Source organism: Devosia riboflavina (assembly GCF_000743575.1).
Lineage (GTDB): Bacteria > Pseudomonadota > Alphaproteobacteria > Rhizobiales > Devosiaceae > Devosia > Devosia riboflavina.
In genome coordinates this window covers 76,675-92,415 of the sequence record NZ_JQGC01000003.1, presented here as the reverse complement: position 1 = coordinate 92,415, position 15,741 = coordinate 76,675, and the positions used below count along the sequence as shown (strand labels likewise).

General features: G+C 60.8%; 15 protein-coding genes. 10 read left to right on the top strand and 5 right to left on the bottom strand.

Annotated features, from left to right (window positions below; all coding sequences use genetic code 11):
- Positions 1-200 precede the first annotated feature (200 nt).
- From JP75_RS03685 to JP75_RS03675, 3 genes are all read left to right on the top strand, one after another.
- Complete coding sequence (locus JP75_RS03685) at positions 201-668, top strand: HPr kinase/phosphorylase (protein WP_035079457.1); 468 nt, start codon at positions 201-203, stop codon at positions 666-668.
- Positions 669-810: 142 nt separating this feature from the next.
- A complete protein-coding gene (locus JP75_RS03680; protein ID WP_035079454.1) occupies positions 811-1,215 on the top strand; it encodes a PTS sugar transporter subunit IIA in 405 nt (134 codons plus the stop codon).
- A gap of 1 nt (position 1,216) precedes the next feature.
- Complete coding sequence (locus tag JP75_RS03675; RefSeq protein WP_035079451.1) at positions 1,217-1,510, top strand: HPr family phosphocarrier protein; 294 nt, start codon at positions 1,217-1,219, stop codon at positions 1,508-1,510.
- A 112-nt stretch (positions 1,511-1,622) separates the two neighbouring features.
- Here the strand turns inward: JP75_RS03675 and JP75_RS26135 are convergent, their stop codons facing one another.
- Entirely contained in the window at positions 1,623-1,946 is a 324-nt protein-coding gene (locus tag JP75_RS26135; protein WP_051960298.1) for a YARHG domain-containing protein, read from the bottom strand.
- 170 nt (positions 1,947-2,116) lie between these two features.
- Here JP75_RS26135 and JP75_RS03665 point away from each other — a divergent pair, with 170 nt between their 5' ends.
- Positions 2,117-3,040: a VOC family protein gene (locus JP75_RS03665; protein ID WP_051960295.1), complete on the top strand. Its 924-nt coding sequence runs from the start codon at positions 2,117-2,119 to the stop codon at positions 3,038-3,040.
- A 45-nt stretch (positions 3,041-3,085) separates the two neighbouring features.
- Entirely contained in the window at positions 3,086-3,631 is a 546-nt protein-coding gene (locus tag JP75_RS03660) for a DUF924 family protein (RefSeq protein WP_035079448.1), read from the top strand.
- 128 nt (positions 3,632-3,759) lie between these two features.
- On the opposite strand, the gene JP75_RS03655 is transcribed toward JP75_RS03660, so the two are convergent.
- Positions 3,760-5,001 (bottom strand): aminopeptidase, encoded by a 1,242-nt coding sequence (locus JP75_RS03655; protein ID WP_035079445.1) that lies wholly within the window; start codon positions 4,999-5,001, stop codon positions 3,760-3,762.
- A 715-nt stretch (positions 5,002-5,716) separates the two neighbouring features.
- Between JP75_RS03655 and JP75_RS03650 the strand changes: the two genes are divergently transcribed.
- Positions 5,717-7,513, top strand: a complete 1,797-nt coding sequence (locus JP75_RS03650) for an ABC transporter ATP-binding protein (RefSeq protein WP_035079442.1) — start codon at positions 5,717-5,719, stop codon at positions 7,511-7,513.
- Positions 7,514-7,554: 41 nt separating this feature from the next.
- Here the strand turns inward: JP75_RS03650 and JP75_RS03645 are convergent, their stop codons facing one another.
- On the bottom strand, positions 7,555-8,112 hold the full coding sequence (locus tag JP75_RS03645) for a hypothetical protein (protein WP_035079439.1): 558 nt from the start codon (positions 8,110-8,112) through the stop codon (positions 7,555-7,557).
- Between the two features lie 150 nt (positions 8,113-8,262).
- A complete protein-coding gene (locus JP75_RS03640) occupies positions 8,263-8,760 on the bottom strand; it encodes a cytochrome b (protein WP_035079436.1) in 498 nt (165 codons plus the stop codon).
- Positions 8,761-9,321: 561 nt separating this feature from the next.
- On the opposite strand from JP75_RS03640, the gene JP75_RS03635 reads away from it, so the two are divergent.
- The 3 genes from JP75_RS03635 (at position 9,322) to JP75_RS03625 (ending at position 11,357) form a co-directional block, all read left to right on the top strand.
- On the top strand, positions 9,322-9,612 hold the full coding sequence (locus tag JP75_RS03635; RefSeq protein WP_035079433.1) for a hypothetical protein: 291 nt from the start codon (positions 9,322-9,324) through the stop codon (positions 9,610-9,612).
- A 266-nt stretch (positions 9,613-9,878) separates the two neighbouring features.
- Positions 9,879-10,193 (top strand): GIY-YIG nuclease family protein, encoded by a 315-nt coding sequence (locus JP75_RS03630; protein WP_051960293.1) that lies wholly within the window; start codon positions 9,879-9,881, stop codon positions 10,191-10,193.
- A 123-nt stretch (positions 10,194-10,316) separates the two neighbouring features.
- Positions 10,317-11,357 (top strand): type I restriction enzyme HsdR N-terminal domain-containing protein, encoded by a 1,041-nt coding sequence (locus JP75_RS03625; RefSeq protein ID WP_035079430.1) that lies wholly within the window; start codon positions 10,317-10,319, stop codon positions 11,355-11,357.
- 157 nt (positions 11,358-11,514) lie between these two features.
- Here JP75_RS03625 and polA read toward each other — a convergent pair whose 3' ends face one another.
- Positions 11,515-14,436, bottom strand: a complete 2,922-nt coding sequence (gene polA / locus JP75_RS03620; RefSeq protein WP_035079428.1) for a DNA polymerase I — start codon at positions 14,434-14,436, stop codon at positions 11,515-11,517.
- Positions 14,437-14,583: 147 nt separating this feature from the next.
- Here polA and cfa point away from each other — a divergent pair, with 147 nt between their 5' ends.
- On the top strand, positions 14,584-15,702 hold the full coding sequence (gene cfa, locus JP75_RS03615; protein ID WP_035079425.1) for a cyclopropane fatty acyl phospholipid synthase: 1,119 nt from the start codon (positions 14,584-14,586) through the stop codon (positions 15,700-15,702).
- Positions 15,703-15,741: the final 39 nt, after the last annotated feature.

Sequence of the window (15,741 nt, the reverse complement as noted above, 5' to 3'; positions counted from 1 at the left end):
GGGATTGGTGCTTGCCGCTACCCCCACCCTCATTCCCTCCCCACAAGGGGGAGGGAGGCGCTTGGCTCGGTCTCTCCATTTCTCGCTGTGTCATCCCCGCGAAAGCGGGGACCTCCGTTTTGAAACAGGGGTTCCCGCTTTCGCGGGAATGACATCGTGGAAGGAGTGAAGGAGTCAGAGCTAGGAATGGTTCAGCAACGATGACCTCCCGAGAAAACATCCACGCAACCGCGATATTGCTCGACGGCAAGGGTATCCTCATCCGTGGCTCCTCCGGCTCCGGAAAATCGCTGCTGGCGCTCTATCTTCTCGATGTCTTTGCCTCTCGCAACCGCGATGCCGCACTCGTCTCCGATGATCGAGTGGACATTGAGCACGATGGCAAAACCATCCTGCTCCACACCCCTTCCACCATTGCCGGGCTCATCGAACTGCGCGGTCACGGCATTGTCAGCCGGCCCTATCAAAGTGGCAAAAGGCTCGATCTGGTGGTCGATCTCGTGCCGGCCCTTGAACGCATGCCCGAGAACAACGATTTCAAAGTCAGGCTTTTGGGCCTTGAAATCGCCCGTTGCCCGGTGCCGCAGGCGGGTGTGATTGGAATCGAACACCAGCGCCTCTTGATCGAAGAGGCGCTGCGCGCAATCGCTATACCCTCTGGAGGGTGACAATTTATCGCTTGCAACCAGTGTCATCGGGGGCAAGACTGGCGCCCGCTCCCAAATGCACCCGAGGCAGGGAGCGGGGGCTTATTGGACTGGGATGGGGCTGCGCCGTGATTAAGACGCAGCCATCGTCTGGGGAGAATACATGATCGGGTTGGTTCTGGTGACGCATGGCGCGCTGGCGGATGAGTTCAAGCTGGCGCTCGAACATGTTGTTGGACCCCAGGAACAGTGTGAGACCATCGCCATCGGTCCGGAAGACAACGCCGAAACCCGGCGCGAGGACATTTTGGCCGCGATCGACCGCGCCGATAGTGGCGATGGCGTGATCATTCTCACCGATATGTTCGGCGGCACGCCGTCGAACCTGGCGATTTCAGTGATGCAGAACCGCAATGTCGAAGTGATCGCGGGCGTCAACCTGCCCATGCTGGTCAAGCTTGGGCGCGTGCGCGGCGATCTTGCTCTGGCCGATGCGGTGGCTCTCGCGCAGGAAGCGGGCCGCAAGTATATTACGGTCGCCAATTCCATCCTTGGTGGAGCATCCTGAAATGGATGGAGATCGTGCCGTCGCCCAGCAATTGACCATCGTCAACCGCAAGGGTCTGCACGCGCGCGCATCGGCGCGCTTCGTGCGCACGGCGGAATGTTTTGATGCATCGCTGCACGTCATCAAGGACGGCCAGTCGGTCAACGGCAATTCCATCATGGGCCTGATGATGCTCGGCGCCGGGCCGGGCTCGACCATTTTGGTGCAGGCGACGGGTAAGCAGGCCCGCGAGGCGCTGGAAGCCATTGTCGAGCTCGTCAACAATGGTTTCGACGAGGACAATGAGGGCGTTTGAGCCCACTGACCGTCATCCTCGGGCCTGACCCGAGGACGTTTCACCCAAGTTTTGCCAGCAAGTGCAGGGCCCTCGGGTCAAGCCCGAGGGTGACGGCCTGTAGCGGGGAAGCCTAGTTGCAGCCGCGCGATTTCTCCACGGATGCAATAGTTGCCACGTTCTCCCGCTCCACGGCGTTGAGTTTTACCTGGGCCTGATTGGTGATCCAGCAGCCGTCATTGCCGAAGGCGTTCTTGGCGCGCTGCGTGGAAAAACAATAGCCGTTTTGCTTGTAGATCCAGTTGCGTACTTCCCAGAGCGACTGGCAGGACAATTGCCTGAGGTCCGAGCGCTGGAAATAGTCGCTGTCGTCGCAGCCGATCATTTCATAGCAATTGGCAAATGCACTCGACATGCTGGCGAGCATGGCCAGCGTCACGGCAAACCCTCTGAGCATTGCAACCCTCCTCTGCTGGCGGCGATCAAAGCATGGTTTGGCGACATCAGGAAGATCGCTGATTGGGGCGGTTTGGGCGAACGAAGCCTTCGCCGTGGCTTCCATAGAAGTCGCGATGCTGCGGGCCTAGATTGAGGTCAATTCAAGTTTAGCCCCTTTGGGAGGTCGGCATGATCGACACATCCGTTCAGACAGTGGTGAAATCCAAACCGCAATTGCCGCTCAGCACGACGCTGGGGCCGGTCCACATCGCGGTGACCGATCGCGCCCGTGCCCTCGCCATCTGGCAGGATGTGGTTGGGCTCGAGCTGATCGCCGAGAGGGGGAATCTCCTTGAGCTTGGCGCGGGCGGCAAGGTGCTGATCGTACTCGAGACCGGGGCCGTGCGCCCCGCCGTGCCGCGCAGCATCGGGCTCTATCATGTCGCCGTGCATGTGCCGGCGCGGGTGGACCTAGCGCAGATGGCGGTGCGGGCGCTGCAGCGCAATGTGCGAATTTCGCCGACCGATCACCTCGTCAGCGAGGCCATCTATCTCTGGGATTTTGACGGCAATGGCATCGAGATCACTTTTGAAACGCCGTGGCGCGGATCGCTGGGCGATCCGGAAAAGGGCGAAACCTATGCGCTGACGGCGGACGGCAAGCCGCATTCGGGGCGCGAGCCGATTGATCTCGATGGCCTGCTTGGTGAACTCGGACCCGCGCCGGTTCTGGCCACGCGCATGCCGCCGGGGACGCGCATTGGGCATATCCATGTGCATGTGAATGACCTGCACATGGCCATGGATTTTTATCGCGATGTCATCGGCTTCGCCGGGTTTCTGCTGATCAATTCCTTCGGGATGGGCGATGTCGGGCTCGACTACATGCCGCATACGGTCGCCTTCAATATCTGGTCGGGGCCCAATGCGGCGCTGCCGCCGGCGGGGTCGTCGGGCCTGCGCTGGTTCACCATTGTCGTGCCCGGGGCCGAGCACTTTGATGCTGTCATCAGCCGGCTAGAAAAGGCGGGTGCGCCGATCGAGCGGCTGGACAAGGGCGTCGAAACGCAGGATCCCTTCGGCAACCGCATTCGCGTGGAACTGGCAAACTAAAGCCATTCTGCTGCGTTTTGCTTCAAGCTGGGCAAGGGGGAAGACATGCGCACTGCAGATGACGTTCTGAATTTCTGGTTCGTCGAGCACGGACCGGAAGACTGGTTTGCCGGCAAGGCCGAATTCGACGCCAAGATCGCCGAAGTCTTCGGCCAGACCCATGCCCATGTCGCGAAGGGCGAGGCTTGGGAATGGCGGGCCAAGCCTTCCGGGCGGCTCGCCGAGATCATCGTGCTCGACCAGTTTTCGCGCCAGCTCTTCCGCAATTCGCCCATCGCCTTCGCGCAGGACAAGATGGCTTTGGTGCTGGCGCAGGAAATGGTGGGGCAGGGGCTCGATATGAAATTCGAGCAGCCGCGGCGGGGTTTTATTTATTTGCCCTTCATGCACGCGGAATCGGCGGCCATTCAGTCAGCCTCGGTGCGGCTCTATGAGGCGCTGGGCGATGAGGATCAGCTCAAATATGCCGTGGCTCACCGCGAAACGGTCGACCGCTTCGGTCGCTTCCCCTTCCGCAATCCGCCGCTTGGGCGCGAGAGCACCAAGGAAGAGCTGGCCTATATGGAAGAACAGGCCGAGCGGAAGTTTTAGTTTTTCGCCACCCGGCCGTCTTCCTCGGGCTAGACCCGAGGACGCTTAACTTGAGTAGGCGCAACAAGTGTAGAGCCCTCGGGTCAAGCCCGAGGGTGACGTTTGGTGGGTGGGGGTCTCGGGCGTCCTTAGAACGCCCATTCACCCCCGCGCATGACAGGTTCGACCGTGCCGTCGGCATGGACGCCGTCGATGTCGATCTGGTCCGAGCCGATCATCCAGTCGATGTGGATCAGGCTCTTGTTGCCGCCCTGGGCAAAGATCTGGTCCTGGGACAGCTCCTTGCCGCCCTCAAAGCAGTCGGCATAGCACTGGCCCATGGCGATGTGGCACGAGGCGTTTTCGTCGTAGAGCGTGTTGTAGAACAGGATCCCCGAGGCCGAGATCGGCGAGGAGTGCGGCACGAGGGCCACTTCGCCGAGGCGACGCGCGCCTTCGTCGGTGTCCAGGACCTTGTTGAAGACGTCCTGGCCCTTGGTGGCTTTAAGCTCGACGAGAACGCCGCCTTCGAAACGCGCCTGGATGTTCTCGATCAGCGTGCCGTTGTGCGAGAGCGGCTTGGTCGCCGCCACCGTGCCTTCGACGCGCAGGCGATGCGGGGTCGTGAACACTTCCTCGGTCGGAATGTTGGGGTTGCAGGTGACCCCGTTCTTGGCTTCCGAAGCGCCGCCCTTCCAGCGGTGACCATCGGCAAGGCCAATGGTGAGATCGGTGCCGGGGCCCTTGTATTTCAGGGATGAAAACTTCTTGCCGTTGAGCCAGGTCCAGCGCGCTTTCAGGTTCGCATTGTGGGCCTTCCAGGCGGCGATCGGATCGTCCTGATCGACGCGGCTTGCCTTGAAGATCGCGTCGGCCAATTTGGTGATCGCGACGTCTTCGGCGTCGTTCGGGAAGACCAGCTTGGCCCAGGCTGGGGTCGGGTAGGAGACGATGTTCCAGTTGATATCGAAACCGGTGATCAGCTCCAGCGCCGGCCGGTAGGCAGCCGAATTGGCGCGGTTGGCGCGTGAGACTTTTTCCGGGTCCTGGCCGGCCAGCATCATCGGGTTGTCGCCCGAAATGGCGAGGCGCGCGGCGTTGTTCTTGTAGGCCTCGGCCATGCCGGCATAGAGCCAGCCGGCGGCGCGGTCAAAACTCTTGTCGTTGGCGTATTTGTAGCGGGCGAGCGTCGCCTCCTCGTCCGAATAGATCGAGGTGACGAGGCCTGCCCCGGCCTTGTAGGCATGCTCGGTGATGCGGCGCACCAGCGGGGCGGCGACCATCGGGGCGGTGATGATGAGATCCTGGCCCTCGGCCAGTTGCAGGCCGACCTTGATCGCCACTTCGCCGAGTTTGTCGAGTTTGGTGGGATCGATGGGGGAATTGCTCATCGGGGCAAAGCCTTCTTTTCGTTGAATCGGTTGCCCGCGAGCCTATCGCCCCAATGGGAGGCGCGCCACCCGCGCAAATCGGAAAATCCGTTGATCTGGGTCAAGGTTGGCGCGCCGGCACAGGCGGATATGGAAGCCATCAGCTTTGGAGGCTCTTTCCATGACCGTTCTCATCATTGCCGTCGTCGCGATCTTTGCCGCCTTCGCCGCCGCCATGGCCTATGCCGAATTCCAGACCCGGGGGATCTATGCCCCGGGCGCCAAGAAGCCCGACTGACCCTTTCCTTCTCCCCTGGGGACCGGGAGAAGGCGGCGCGCCAGCGCCAGACGAGGGGTTCGGAACAGGACGCGCGCCTGAGGGGCCGAACCCCTCGCCCCACTGTGCCTCATCGGCACCACACGTTTCTTCTGTGACAAAACCTATTGGCAAAGGCGAACGGTTTGGTTATCAACCGTTCACCGCTTCATTTTCTTTGAACCTAGGGAGGCGTTGCATGACAGCATTTATGATCGCTTCCCCGTTTGGCATCGGCCGACCTTAGGTCCCTGCCAACCGCGGCCCGCCGTTTAGGCCAGCCGCCCGCGGTTTTCTCTCTTCCTTTCCTTCTGCAGACCCGACCGGCCCGACAGGGTCATTGTCTCGCCCGGTCAGTTTTGTGCCTTTCATAGCCCTTTTTGAGGAGCCGGCTGCCGGAGAACGGGGCCGGACTGCCAAATGAGTCGCAAGAAACTCGACTTTCGCGCCGATGCTTTCCGACAAGTGCTCGGCTTTACCTTCCGTCACTGGGCCCGCCAGCCCAAGCGCATTGCCCTGATTGCCGGCCTCGTCATGGTCGCGACCATTGCCGAAGTGCTGGTGCCGATGTTTTCGGGCCGCATCGTCGATGCCATTTCGGGCGGGGAAAATACCGCGCTCAATGATGCGCTGCGGGCTTTTGCCGTCGTGGCGGCGCTGGGCGTGACCAGCGTCTTGCTGCGCTTCTTCGTGTTCAACGGCATCATCAAGCTGACGCTGAAAATGATGGCGCGGATCGTCGACGACGGTTTTTATCGCGTGCAGCGTTTTTCGACCGATTGGCACGCCAATAGTTTTGCCGGTTCGACGGTACGAAAAGTGACGCGCGGCATGTGGGCGCTCGATGCGCTCAATGACATCCTGCTCGTCGCGCTACTGCCGAGCTTTGTCATGCTGGTCGGCGCCTCGATCCTCCTCGGCTCCTATTGGCCGATCATGGGTCTGGTCGTCGCCGGCGGTTCGGTCATCTACATTGCCTTCACCGTCCTGATGTCGGTGGGCTATGTTGCTCCGGCCGCAAGCCTCGCCAATGCCTGGGACACCCGTCTCGGCGGCGCGCTGGCCGATGCTGTAAGCTGCAACTCGGTCGTAAAAGCCTTTGGCGCGGAAAAGCGCGAAGAGGACCGGCTGCGCCATGTCATGTCCAAGTGGGATTCCCGCACCCGCCGGACCTGGAAGCGCGGCACGCTCAACGGCACCATCCAGGGGTTTTTGATGACCCTGATGCAGGCTGGTATTCTGGGCACGGGCCTCTATATGTGGACGCAGGGCCTGGCCTCGGCCGGCGATATCACCTTCGTCCTCGCCATGTTCTTCGTCTTGCAGGGCTATCTGCGCGACGTGGGCATGCACATCCGCAACCTGCAGCGCTCGGTCAATGACATGGAAGAGCTTGTGGCCCTTTCGGCCATGCCGCTCGGCGTCGAGGACAAGGCGGGGGCAAAGCCGATTGCCATCGGCAAGGGCGCGATTAATTTCGACCACGTCACCTTCCGCTATGGCAGCCACGCGACCGCGCTTTATCGCGACTTCTCTGTCGCCATCAAGCCGGGCGAACGGGTGGGCCTCGTGGGCCATTCGGGTTCGGGCAAGACGACGTTCGTAAAACTGATCCAGCGCCTCTATGACATCAATAGCGGTGCCATCACCATCGACGGGCAGAACATTGCCGAGGTGCAGCAGGCGAACCTCCGCGGTCAGATCGCCATCGTGCAGCAGGAGCCGATCCTGTTTCACCGGACTCTCGCCGAGAACATCGCCTATGGACGGCCGGAAGCCAGCCGGAATGAAATCATCGAGGCGGCCAAACAGGCCAATGCGTATGATTTCATCATGTCGCTCCCCAAGGGCTTTGAGACCATGGTGGGTGAGCGCGGCGTGAAACTTTCGGGTGGCGAGCGCCAGCGTGTGGCGATCGCCCGGGCGTTCCTCGCCGATGCGCCGGTGCTCATTCTCGACGAGGCGACCTCGAGCCTCGACAGCGAGAGCGAGGTGATGATCCAGGAGGCGATGGAACGGCTGATGGTCGGTCGGACGACGCTGGTCATCGCACATCGTCTCTCGACGGTTCGTGCGCTCGATCGCCTGCTTGTTTTCGACAAGGGCAAGATTGTCGAAGAGGGCAATCACGAGGCGCTGATCCGCTTGCAAGGCGGCATCTATCGCCGGCTGTTCGAGCGGCAGGCGCTGGAACTGACCAAGGGCCTGGTGGCCTGAAATCCAAAAGAGCCCGCGGAGCGATCTGCGGGCTTTTTCATTCAGGCCACATCCATGGTGGAAATGCCCATGCGCGGATCGCGCACCACGCGGATCCTGCGGCATTCGGAGCCGCCGAGGCGGCGGCGCGGATCGTTGGGATCGACCCGCTCGATGCGGCGCCGGTCGGGGCCGAAATAGTGCTCGGCTTCGACATAGAGCAATTCGTGCTGCAATTGCTCGCTGAGCTTGTGGCTCATGTCGGCAATGCCGTCGCTGACAAAGAGCACTTCGTCGAACCCCATCTGCACCAGCGGCACGATCTGATGCCGCGGTCCGGTGGTGACGAAACAGACGATGGGCGCGAAGCGGCGGAAAATGTGGTCAGAACTCCTGAGGCCATGGATGATGCGCTGCTTGGCGCCATCGGGCAAAAGCCCATGGACCAGGAAATAGGTCAGCCGGTTTTTCGGCAGCTCGGCGAACTGGGTATAGTTCGCCACCGTGCCGAAGCCGAACTTGGTGGCCAGCGTGCCGAGCGCGCTGGCGCTGACATCATTGGGCGCGAAAGTAACGGCGCCACAATCGGCGAGCATATTGGTGGTATCAGACAAGATCATGGCCGGTTCCCTCCCAGAAACTGCTCAAGTCATCGTCCGACCTATTTTGCAGAAATTGTTTGAATCACGTATTAATGCGTAGTCCGGCGCTAATCTGTACCAAGGTACTGCTTCGTCTGGTCAATATATCAAGAGTAAAAGATATGGTGGTCAGCTCTCGGGCTTGAGCATGCGCATGAGCACGCCACTCCGCAGCACGAATTGCTGCACCAGCGCGCCGCTGACATGCACGATGACAAGGGCGACGAGGGCAAAGCGCAGCGGCCCGCCATGCATATCGCCTGCCCGTTCGATGCCGCCGAACCAGGCGACGGCACCCGACAGCGGCATGGCAAAGAGCAGGAGATAGATGAGGCCATGGGTGACATTGGCCAAAACGCCGAAAATGGCCGGCTGGCCCATAGGATGCGGCGGCGAGCCGCGCGTCAGGCGGATGATGACGCGCAGGGCGGCAAGGATCAGCACCAGGCTGCCGGCGATGATGTGGGGCAGCGGATTGCCGGCAGGGCCTTCCCCGTCCATGCGCGCATCGAACGCCGTCTCCATGCCGTCATGGAAGAAGAACTGGAAGAGGATGAGGGCGACGACCGACCAATGGATGATGACCTGGGCGCGGGAATAGCCGGTGGTAACAGTGGTGGAGGACATGGGCGACACTTTCTCTTGGGGCCAGGGCGCGTGTCATGCGCCGCAGAAGCTAGAATTGCGGCCGGGGCGCGGGGTTGCAAATGAAGCTTTGGACAGGTTTGTGCGCCGGACAGTCGCAAGACTTCCGGTTTTGAGCGGACCCCGGAGCGGCAATCGCCTCGGAATTTTTTTATTTGTGAAGCGATAACCGCTCCGGAGGCCTGCCATTCAGGCATAGCCTTCATGGCCTTCTCTCCTAAATTCGCTCCACTGGAGCGAATTTGCCTGGCGGCACGTCTCGAAGTTTGGACAGAGCCCACAGCGCCTCTTGATCGCTCGTCGCGAGGGACCGACTCCCGAACCTATGAGGAAGGCGACCTCCCCACAACCGGCTCCCCCCGCCACTGATCGCCTGCAGGCCGCTCGCGCGGGGTGGATGCGAAGGACAATACAATACGCGGGAGGGGCGGGGATAAGCGGGACAAGTCGCGCCGCTTAACCCTTCATTCACCATAAAACTGGCTTTGCGGAGCCGGTCCGGCGGAGGTGCATTGTATTTGTATCAAATACGAGGCAGCCCCGATGGCTACGACCGAACCAATGCCCGACGCCTATATCGCCGAATTTCTCGACCTGGCGCGCTCGGCCAATGTCACCTTCGATATCACCGAAGACCGCCTGCACATGCGGATGGTTAATCCCCACTGGGCCATGTGGTCGCCCATCCGGCACCTGCTGGATGAAATCGGGCAGGAGCGGATCGAGGCCTTTGTGCGGAGGGAGACGGCGGCGCGGCAGGCGGTGGAGAGCTGGAACGAGGCGAGCGTGGAGCGGCTGATGGGGGCGGCGGAGGTGATGCGAGGCGGGGCGTAGCGGGGTACGCGCTCCTTTAAGGGCGCCAACTCGCTCACTTACTCACCCACCCACCGGCTGTCACCCCGGCGAAGGCCGGGGCCCATCCTGAGTTACCAACTCTCCCCACCGATCTGTCGAGGCTCCCCAATTGCGGGAGATGGGCCCCGGCCTGCGCCGGGGTGACATCGAGAGTGTGAAGAGGCCCGAGTCAAAACCTCCGCGTGACAAGGCACATTTGCAATGCCACTCTCGCCCCAGTGAAGCTACGCGGCCGGGGGCGCCGAATGTACTTCGTCTACATTATGGCCAATCGCAAACATGGCGCGCTCTATACAGGCGTTACCAACGATTTGCTGCGCCGGACTTCTGAACATCGCGAGGGGCTTCTGCCCGGCTTCACCAAGACCAATGGCTGCAAGACGCTCGTCTGGTTCGAGCCGCACGACGATATCGAGTTCGCCATTACTCGCGAAAAGCGGATCAAGAAATGGCATCGCGATTGGAAAGAGCGGCTGATCGAGGAGCAGAACCCGAATTGGCGGGATTTATGGTGGGAGATCATTGGGCCGCAGGCATCGGCGGAAAATACGCCGTACTAGCGGGCATCACACGCCCCAGCCATACCTTTGCCTTGCCGCCACCTCGCCCACGAGCCATCCCCCGGCGCAGGAGTTTACAGACTTTGAAACTCCCCTTACGCTTCGAATATTGGGGGGATTCAAATGTCATTTAAAGAAGATGTCGCCGACTTGGCGAAGCGTGCAATTAGTGCCCAGGCAGTTGCGCAGACTGAGGAGGCTACGAAGAATGCTATCGTCATGCCTTTTCTTCGTGTTCTAGGCTTCGATGTTTTCGACCCGACACAGATAATTCCGGAATATGTAGCGGACGTGGGTCTCAAGAAGGGTGAGAAGATCGACTATGCCTGCAAGATTGGCGATCGTATCGAGTATCTTGTGGAAGCCAAATCGGTCTCGACCAATTTGCGCGACGCGCAGTACAGCCAACTGTTCCGTTACTTCCACACCTGCGATGCCAACATTGGCATACTCACCAACGGGCTTCACATCTGGTTTTTCACCGACCTTGAAGCGCCCAACAAGATGGACGCCGCGCCGTTCTTCAAGTTTGATCTTCTGTCATATGACGACAACGATCTCAAAGAGCTGGAGAAATTCCACAAGGCCAACTTCAAGATCGAGACCATTCAGGCGGCTGCCTCATCCCTCAAATATCTCCGCGGGGCGATGAGCTTTATCGAAGCGCAGTGGGCCGAGCCCGACGAGGAATTCGTACGCATGGTGGCGCGCGGATTTTATGAAGGCAAGCTCACCGGTGCCGTAGTGAACGAACTCAAGCCCATCGTACGCCGCGCTTTCGATGATCTTTTCCGTCAGCGCGCCAAGCACAAGATTGACGTTGCATTCGATGGCGGGGCAGACGAGGCTATACCTACTGTGGACGATAAGAAAATCGAGACCACGGAAGAGGAGATTCAGGGCTTCATGATCATTCGTGCGATTGCGGCGGAAGTCGCGCCAGTCTCACGTATTGCCCTGCGCGACGCCCAATCTTATTGCGCCATATTGTTCGATGACAACAATCGCAAACCCATTGCTCGGCTTCACTTCAACGGCAAATCGCGGTTCGTGACCGTGTTTGGTGCCGAAAAAGAAGGGGTTCGGCACGATATCGAGCGAGTAGAGGATATTTACCACTGTGCTGGCGCCATCAAGGATGTGGTGCGCACCTACGTCGAATAAGGCTTGGCCCCAAGGATTTCCTCCACCCGGCTGTCACCCCGGCGAAGGCCGGGGCCCAACTTGAGATGATTGGGTTCCAGCCACTCTTTTGAGGCTCACCGTCCGCAGGGGATGGGCCCCGGGCCAAGCCCGGGGTGACAGTCGGTGGGTGGGGTGGTCAATGCGCCTCATCCCAATTCTTCGCCGCATGAGCGTCGACCTGGATCGGCACGGTTAGCCGCACGGCTGGTTCCGCCGCATTCTCCATCACGCGCTTGATCACCGGGATCGCTGCACCTTCCGTGCCTTCGGGCACCTCAAAGATCAGTTCGTCGTGGACCTGCAGCAGCATGTCGGCGTCGACCCCAGCCTTTTTCAGTTCCGGCTCCATGCGGATCATGGCTCTCCGGATGATGTCGGCGGCTGAGCCCTGGATGGGGGCGTTGATGCTGGCGCGTTCTACAAAACTGCGTTCGCTGGGATTGCCGGAATTGGCGTTGGGGAACTGGATCTTGCGGCCAAAGATGGTGGTGACGAAGCCGTCGGCTTTTACCTTCACCTTCTGCGCGTCCATATAGTCGCGAATGCCCGGGAAACGCTCGAAGTAGGTTTTGATGTAGTCGCCGGCTTCGCCGCGGGCGATGCCGAGCTGATTGGCAAGGCCGAAGGCGGAAATGCCGTAGATGATACCGAAATTGATCGCCTTGGCGCGGCGGCGCACTTCGCTTGGCATGCCTTCCACCGGCACGTTGAACATTTCCGAGGCCGTCATGGCGTGAATGTCGAGACCTTCCTCGAAGGCGTCCTTGAGCGCCTGGATATCGGCGATATGGGCGAGGACGCGCAGTTCAATTTGGGAATAGTCGGCCGAGATCAACGTCTTGCCCGGCGCGGCGACGAAGGCGGTGCGGATCTTGCGGCCATCGCTGGTGCGGACCGGGATGTTTTGGAGGTTCGGATCGTTGGAGGAGAGGCGCCCGGTGAGGACGCTGGCCTGCGAATAGGACGTGTGCACGCGGCCGGTGCGCTGGTTCATATAGGTGGGGAGGGCATCGGTATAGGTGCCCTTCAATTTGGTGAGCTGGCGCCAGTCGACAATGGTGCGGGCGAGGGGAATGCCCTTGGCCGCAAGGTCTTCCAAAACGTCGGCGCCGGTCGACCAGGCGCCGGTCTTGGTCTTGGTGCCGCCCTCAAGACCCATCTTGCCGAACAAAATGTCGCCGAGTTGTTTGGGCGAGCCGAGATTGAAATTTTCGCCGGCCAGTTCATAGGCCTCTGCCTCGAAGGCGGCGGCGCGCTGGGCGAAATCGCCCGAGAGGCGGGCGAGAATCTGGCGATCGACGGTAATCCCGCGCGCTTCCATGCGGGCAAGCACCGGGGCGAGGGGGCGTTCGAGGGTTTCGTAGAGCGTCGTGGCATTTTCCGCGGCAAGGCGCGGTTTGAGGACATGCCAGAGACGGAGCGTGATGTCGGCATCCTCGGCGGCATAGCGCGCGGCAGCCGGGATTTCGAGCTGGTCGAAGGTTTTTTGGGCTTTGCCGGTGCCGGCAAGCTCGGAAAAGGTGATGGTCTTGTGGCTGAGCCAATGGTCGGCGAGCACGTCCATACCATTGTAGCGCGGGCCATCGAGCGCATAGGAAATGAGCATGGTGTCGTCGATCGGCGCCATGGAGATGCCGTAGCGCCAGAAGATCTCCATGTCATATTTGACGTTCTGGCCGATTTTTAGGATCGCCGCGCTTTCGATGAGCGGTTTTAGCGCATCGAGCACGTCGCGAATGGGCAGCTGGCCTTCAACGAGCCCGCCGCCGGAGAGCAGGTCGCCGGCAAGGGCGTGGCCGACGGGGATGTAGCAGCCTTCGCCGATCTTGGTGGAGAGGCAGATGCCGACGAGATCGGCTGTCTGCGGATCAAGGCCGGTGGTTTCGGTGTCGATGGCGACGAGGCCGACATCCTGGATCTTTGCGACCCAGGCGGCGAGGCGCTCTTGCGTGGTGACGATTTCGTAGTCGTCGTAATTGACCGGGATCGCCTTGATGCGGGCATGTTCTTCGGCGGCAAAGCGGGCGGGGCCTGAGCCGGGCACGACATTGGCGGCAAGCTTTGCCTTGGCGACCGAAAGCGAGCTCGATTTTTGCGGAGCGCCGGGGACCGGGGTCTCGCCGCCGGCCTTCAGCTCGGGATCGGCTTCAAAGTCGTCGGGATTGGCTTCGAGCAGCGTTGCGAGGCGCTTGGTGATCGTGGCGAATTCCATCGCCTTGAGGAAGGGGAACAGGGCCGAGGGCGCCATGGGCTGGCGGATGAGGCCATCGAGGTCGATTTCGACCGGGACCTTTTGTTCGAGCGTCACGAGCTTTTTGGAAATGCGGGCGAGATCGGCATTGGCGATCAACTTTTCGCGGCGGGCGTTCTGCTTGATCTCGCCGGCGCGCTCCAAGAGGGTTTCGAGATTGCCATAGGTATTGATGAGCTCGGCGGCGGTTTTGACACCGATGCCGGGGACGCCGGGGACGTTGTCGACAGAGTCGCCGCAAAGCGCCTGCACGTCGATGACCTTGTCGGGCGTGACGCCGAATTTTGTAAAAACTTCATCGGGGCCGATCCAACGCAGCGGGGGCTGGCCGGGGCGGGGAATGGTGTCGAGGAGGCGAATGGAGCCATCGGGTTCGACGAGCTGCATCAGGTCCTTGTCGGACGAGGCAATGGTCACCTTCCAGCCGGCTTCCTTGGCCATGCAGGCATAGGTCGCCATGATGTCGTCGGCCTCCCAGCCCTCCATTTCGATGGAGGGAATGGAAAAGGCGCGGGTGGCCGAGCGGGTCAGCGGGAATTGCGGAACCAGTTCTTCGGGCGCCGGTGGACGTTGGGCTTTATAATCGGGATACAAATCGTCGCGAAAAGTCTTGCCCTTGGCGTCGAAGATGACGGCCATGTGGGTCGGCGCTTCGTCGGCGTCCATGTCCTGCGTCAGCTTGAACAGCATGTTGCAGAACCCCTGCACGCAGCCGACCGGCAGGCCATCGGACTTGCGGCTGAGCGGCGGCAAGGCGTGGAAGGCGCGGAAAATATAGCCCGAGCCGTCGACGAGCAGCAGATGCATGAGACGATTCCCTTTCAGTCCGGGCGGGACTTTAAAGGGTCGGGAACAAATAGGGTACCCGGATTTTGCGTGGCTTGTGCGAGGGCTTGATCGTTAATCGACGATGGAGTTAACCTTGGCCTACTGCCGACCCCTTCTGGTGTTGCCATGTCCAGTTCTGCCAAGCACTTCGTCACCGGCCGGCTCAAGGCCATCGGTATGGAAATCAACGGCCCCGCGCCGTGGTCGCCGCAGGTTCACAATGAGCGACTATGGGCGCGGCTGTTGCGCGATGGCACGCTGGGGCTGGGCGAAAGCTATATGGATGGCTGGTGGGATGCGGAGGCGCTCGATGAGTTCCTCTTCCGCCTCGTCAGCAGCAATATCCAGGATGCTTTCCCCAAGGATCTGGCCGTCATGTGGAGCCTCGCCAAGGGGCGCCTGCTCAATCTCCAGCGCCTGCGGGTCACCGAGGTCGGGGAAAAGCACTATGACATCGGCAATGATCTCTATGCCGCCATGCTCGACAGCCGCATGATCTATTCCTGCGGCTACTGGCAGGATGCTGCCGATCTCGAAGCAGCCCAGGAGGCCAAGCTCGACCTTATCTGCCGGAAGCTTGGACTCGCGCCCGGCATGCACATCCTCGATATCGGCTCGGGATGGGGCGGGTTCCTGAAATTTGCGGCCGAGCGATATGGCGTGTCGGGGCTCGGCGTCACCGTCAGCAAGGAGCAGGCGGCGCTGGCCAATGAACGGAGCCGGGGACTTCCCGTCGAAACCAGGCTTCTCGACTATCAGGCGCTCGACGGGCAGTTCGACCGGATCGTTTCGATCGGCATGTTCGAACATGTGGGCTACAAGAACTATCGCGCCTATTTCGAAAAGGCAGCGCGCCTCCTCAAGCCCGATGGCCTCTTCTTGCTCCACACCATCGGCGGCAATCTGTCCACGACCCATGGCGATCCCTGGAGCGAAAAATACATTTTTCCCAATGGCATGCTGCCGTCGGTCACCCAGATCGGCAGGGCCCTGGAAGGCCATTTTATCATGGAGGACTGGCATAATTTCGGTGCCGATTACGACCGGACACTGCTGGCCTGGCGCGACAATTTCGATGCCGCCTGGCCGGCGCTGCAGGGCGAGAAATATGACGAGCGGTTCCGGCGGATGTGGCGCTACTACCTCTCGAGTTTTGCCGCCATGTTCCGCGCCCGCAAGATCAACCTCTGGCAGGTCGTGCTCTCCCCCAATGGCGTCGCGGGCGGATATCGCAGCATTCGCTGACATTCTCGTCGCCGGTTGGGTGGGACGGTAGCCGCTTGC

Coding starts and splice junctions, on each gene's coding strand:
- JP75_RS03685 (WP_035079457.1), top strand. CDS start 201: ATGACCTCCCGAGAAAACATCCACGCAACCGCGATATTGCTCGACGGC.
- JP75_RS03680 (WP_035079454.1), top strand. CDS start 811: ATGATCGGGTTGGTTCTGGTGACGCATGGCGCGCTGGCGGATGAGTTC.
- JP75_RS03675 (WP_035079451.1), top strand. CDS start 1,217: ATGGATGGAGATCGTGCCGTCGCCCAGCAATTGACCATCGTCAACCGC.
- JP75_RS26135 (WP_051960298.1), bottom strand. CDS start 1,946: ATGCTCAGAGGGTTTGCCGTGACGCTGGCCATGCTCGCCAGCATGTCG.
- JP75_RS03665 (WP_051960295.1), top strand. CDS start 2,117: ATGATCGACACATCCGTTCAGACAGTGGTGAAATCCAAACCGCAATTG.
- JP75_RS03660 (WP_035079448.1), top strand. CDS start 3,086: ATGCGCACTGCAGATGACGTTCTGAATTTCTGGTTCGTCGAGCACGGA.
- JP75_RS03655 (WP_035079445.1), bottom strand. CDS start 5,001: ATGAGCAATTCCCCCATCGATCCCACCAAACTCGACAAACTCGGCGAA.
- JP75_RS03650 (WP_035079442.1), top strand. CDS start 5,717: ATGAGTCGCAAGAAACTCGACTTTCGCGCCGATGCTTTCCGACAAGTG.
- JP75_RS03645 (WP_035079439.1), bottom strand. CDS start 8,112: ATGATCTTGTCTGATACCACCAATATGCTCGCCGATTGTGGCGCCGTT.
- JP75_RS03640 (WP_035079436.1), bottom strand. CDS start 8,760: ATGTCCTCCACCACTGTTACCACCGGCTATTCCCGCGCCCAGGTCATC.
- JP75_RS03635 (WP_035079433.1), top strand. CDS start 9,322: ATGGCTACGACCGAACCAATGCCCGACGCCTATATCGCCGAATTTCTC.
- JP75_RS03630 (WP_051960293.1), top strand. CDS start 9,879: ATGTACTTCGTCTACATTATGGCCAATCGCAAACATGGCGCGCTCTAT.
- JP75_RS03625 (WP_035079430.1), top strand. CDS start 10,317: ATGTCATTTAAAGAAGATGTCGCCGACTTGGCGAAGCGTGCAATTAGT.
- polA (WP_035079428.1), bottom strand. CDS start 14,436: ATGCATCTGCTGCTCGTCGACGGCTCGGGCTATATTTTCCGCGCCTTC.
- cfa (WP_035079425.1), top strand. CDS start 14,584: ATGTCCAGTTCTGCCAAGCACTTCGTCACCGGCCGGCTCAAGGCCATC.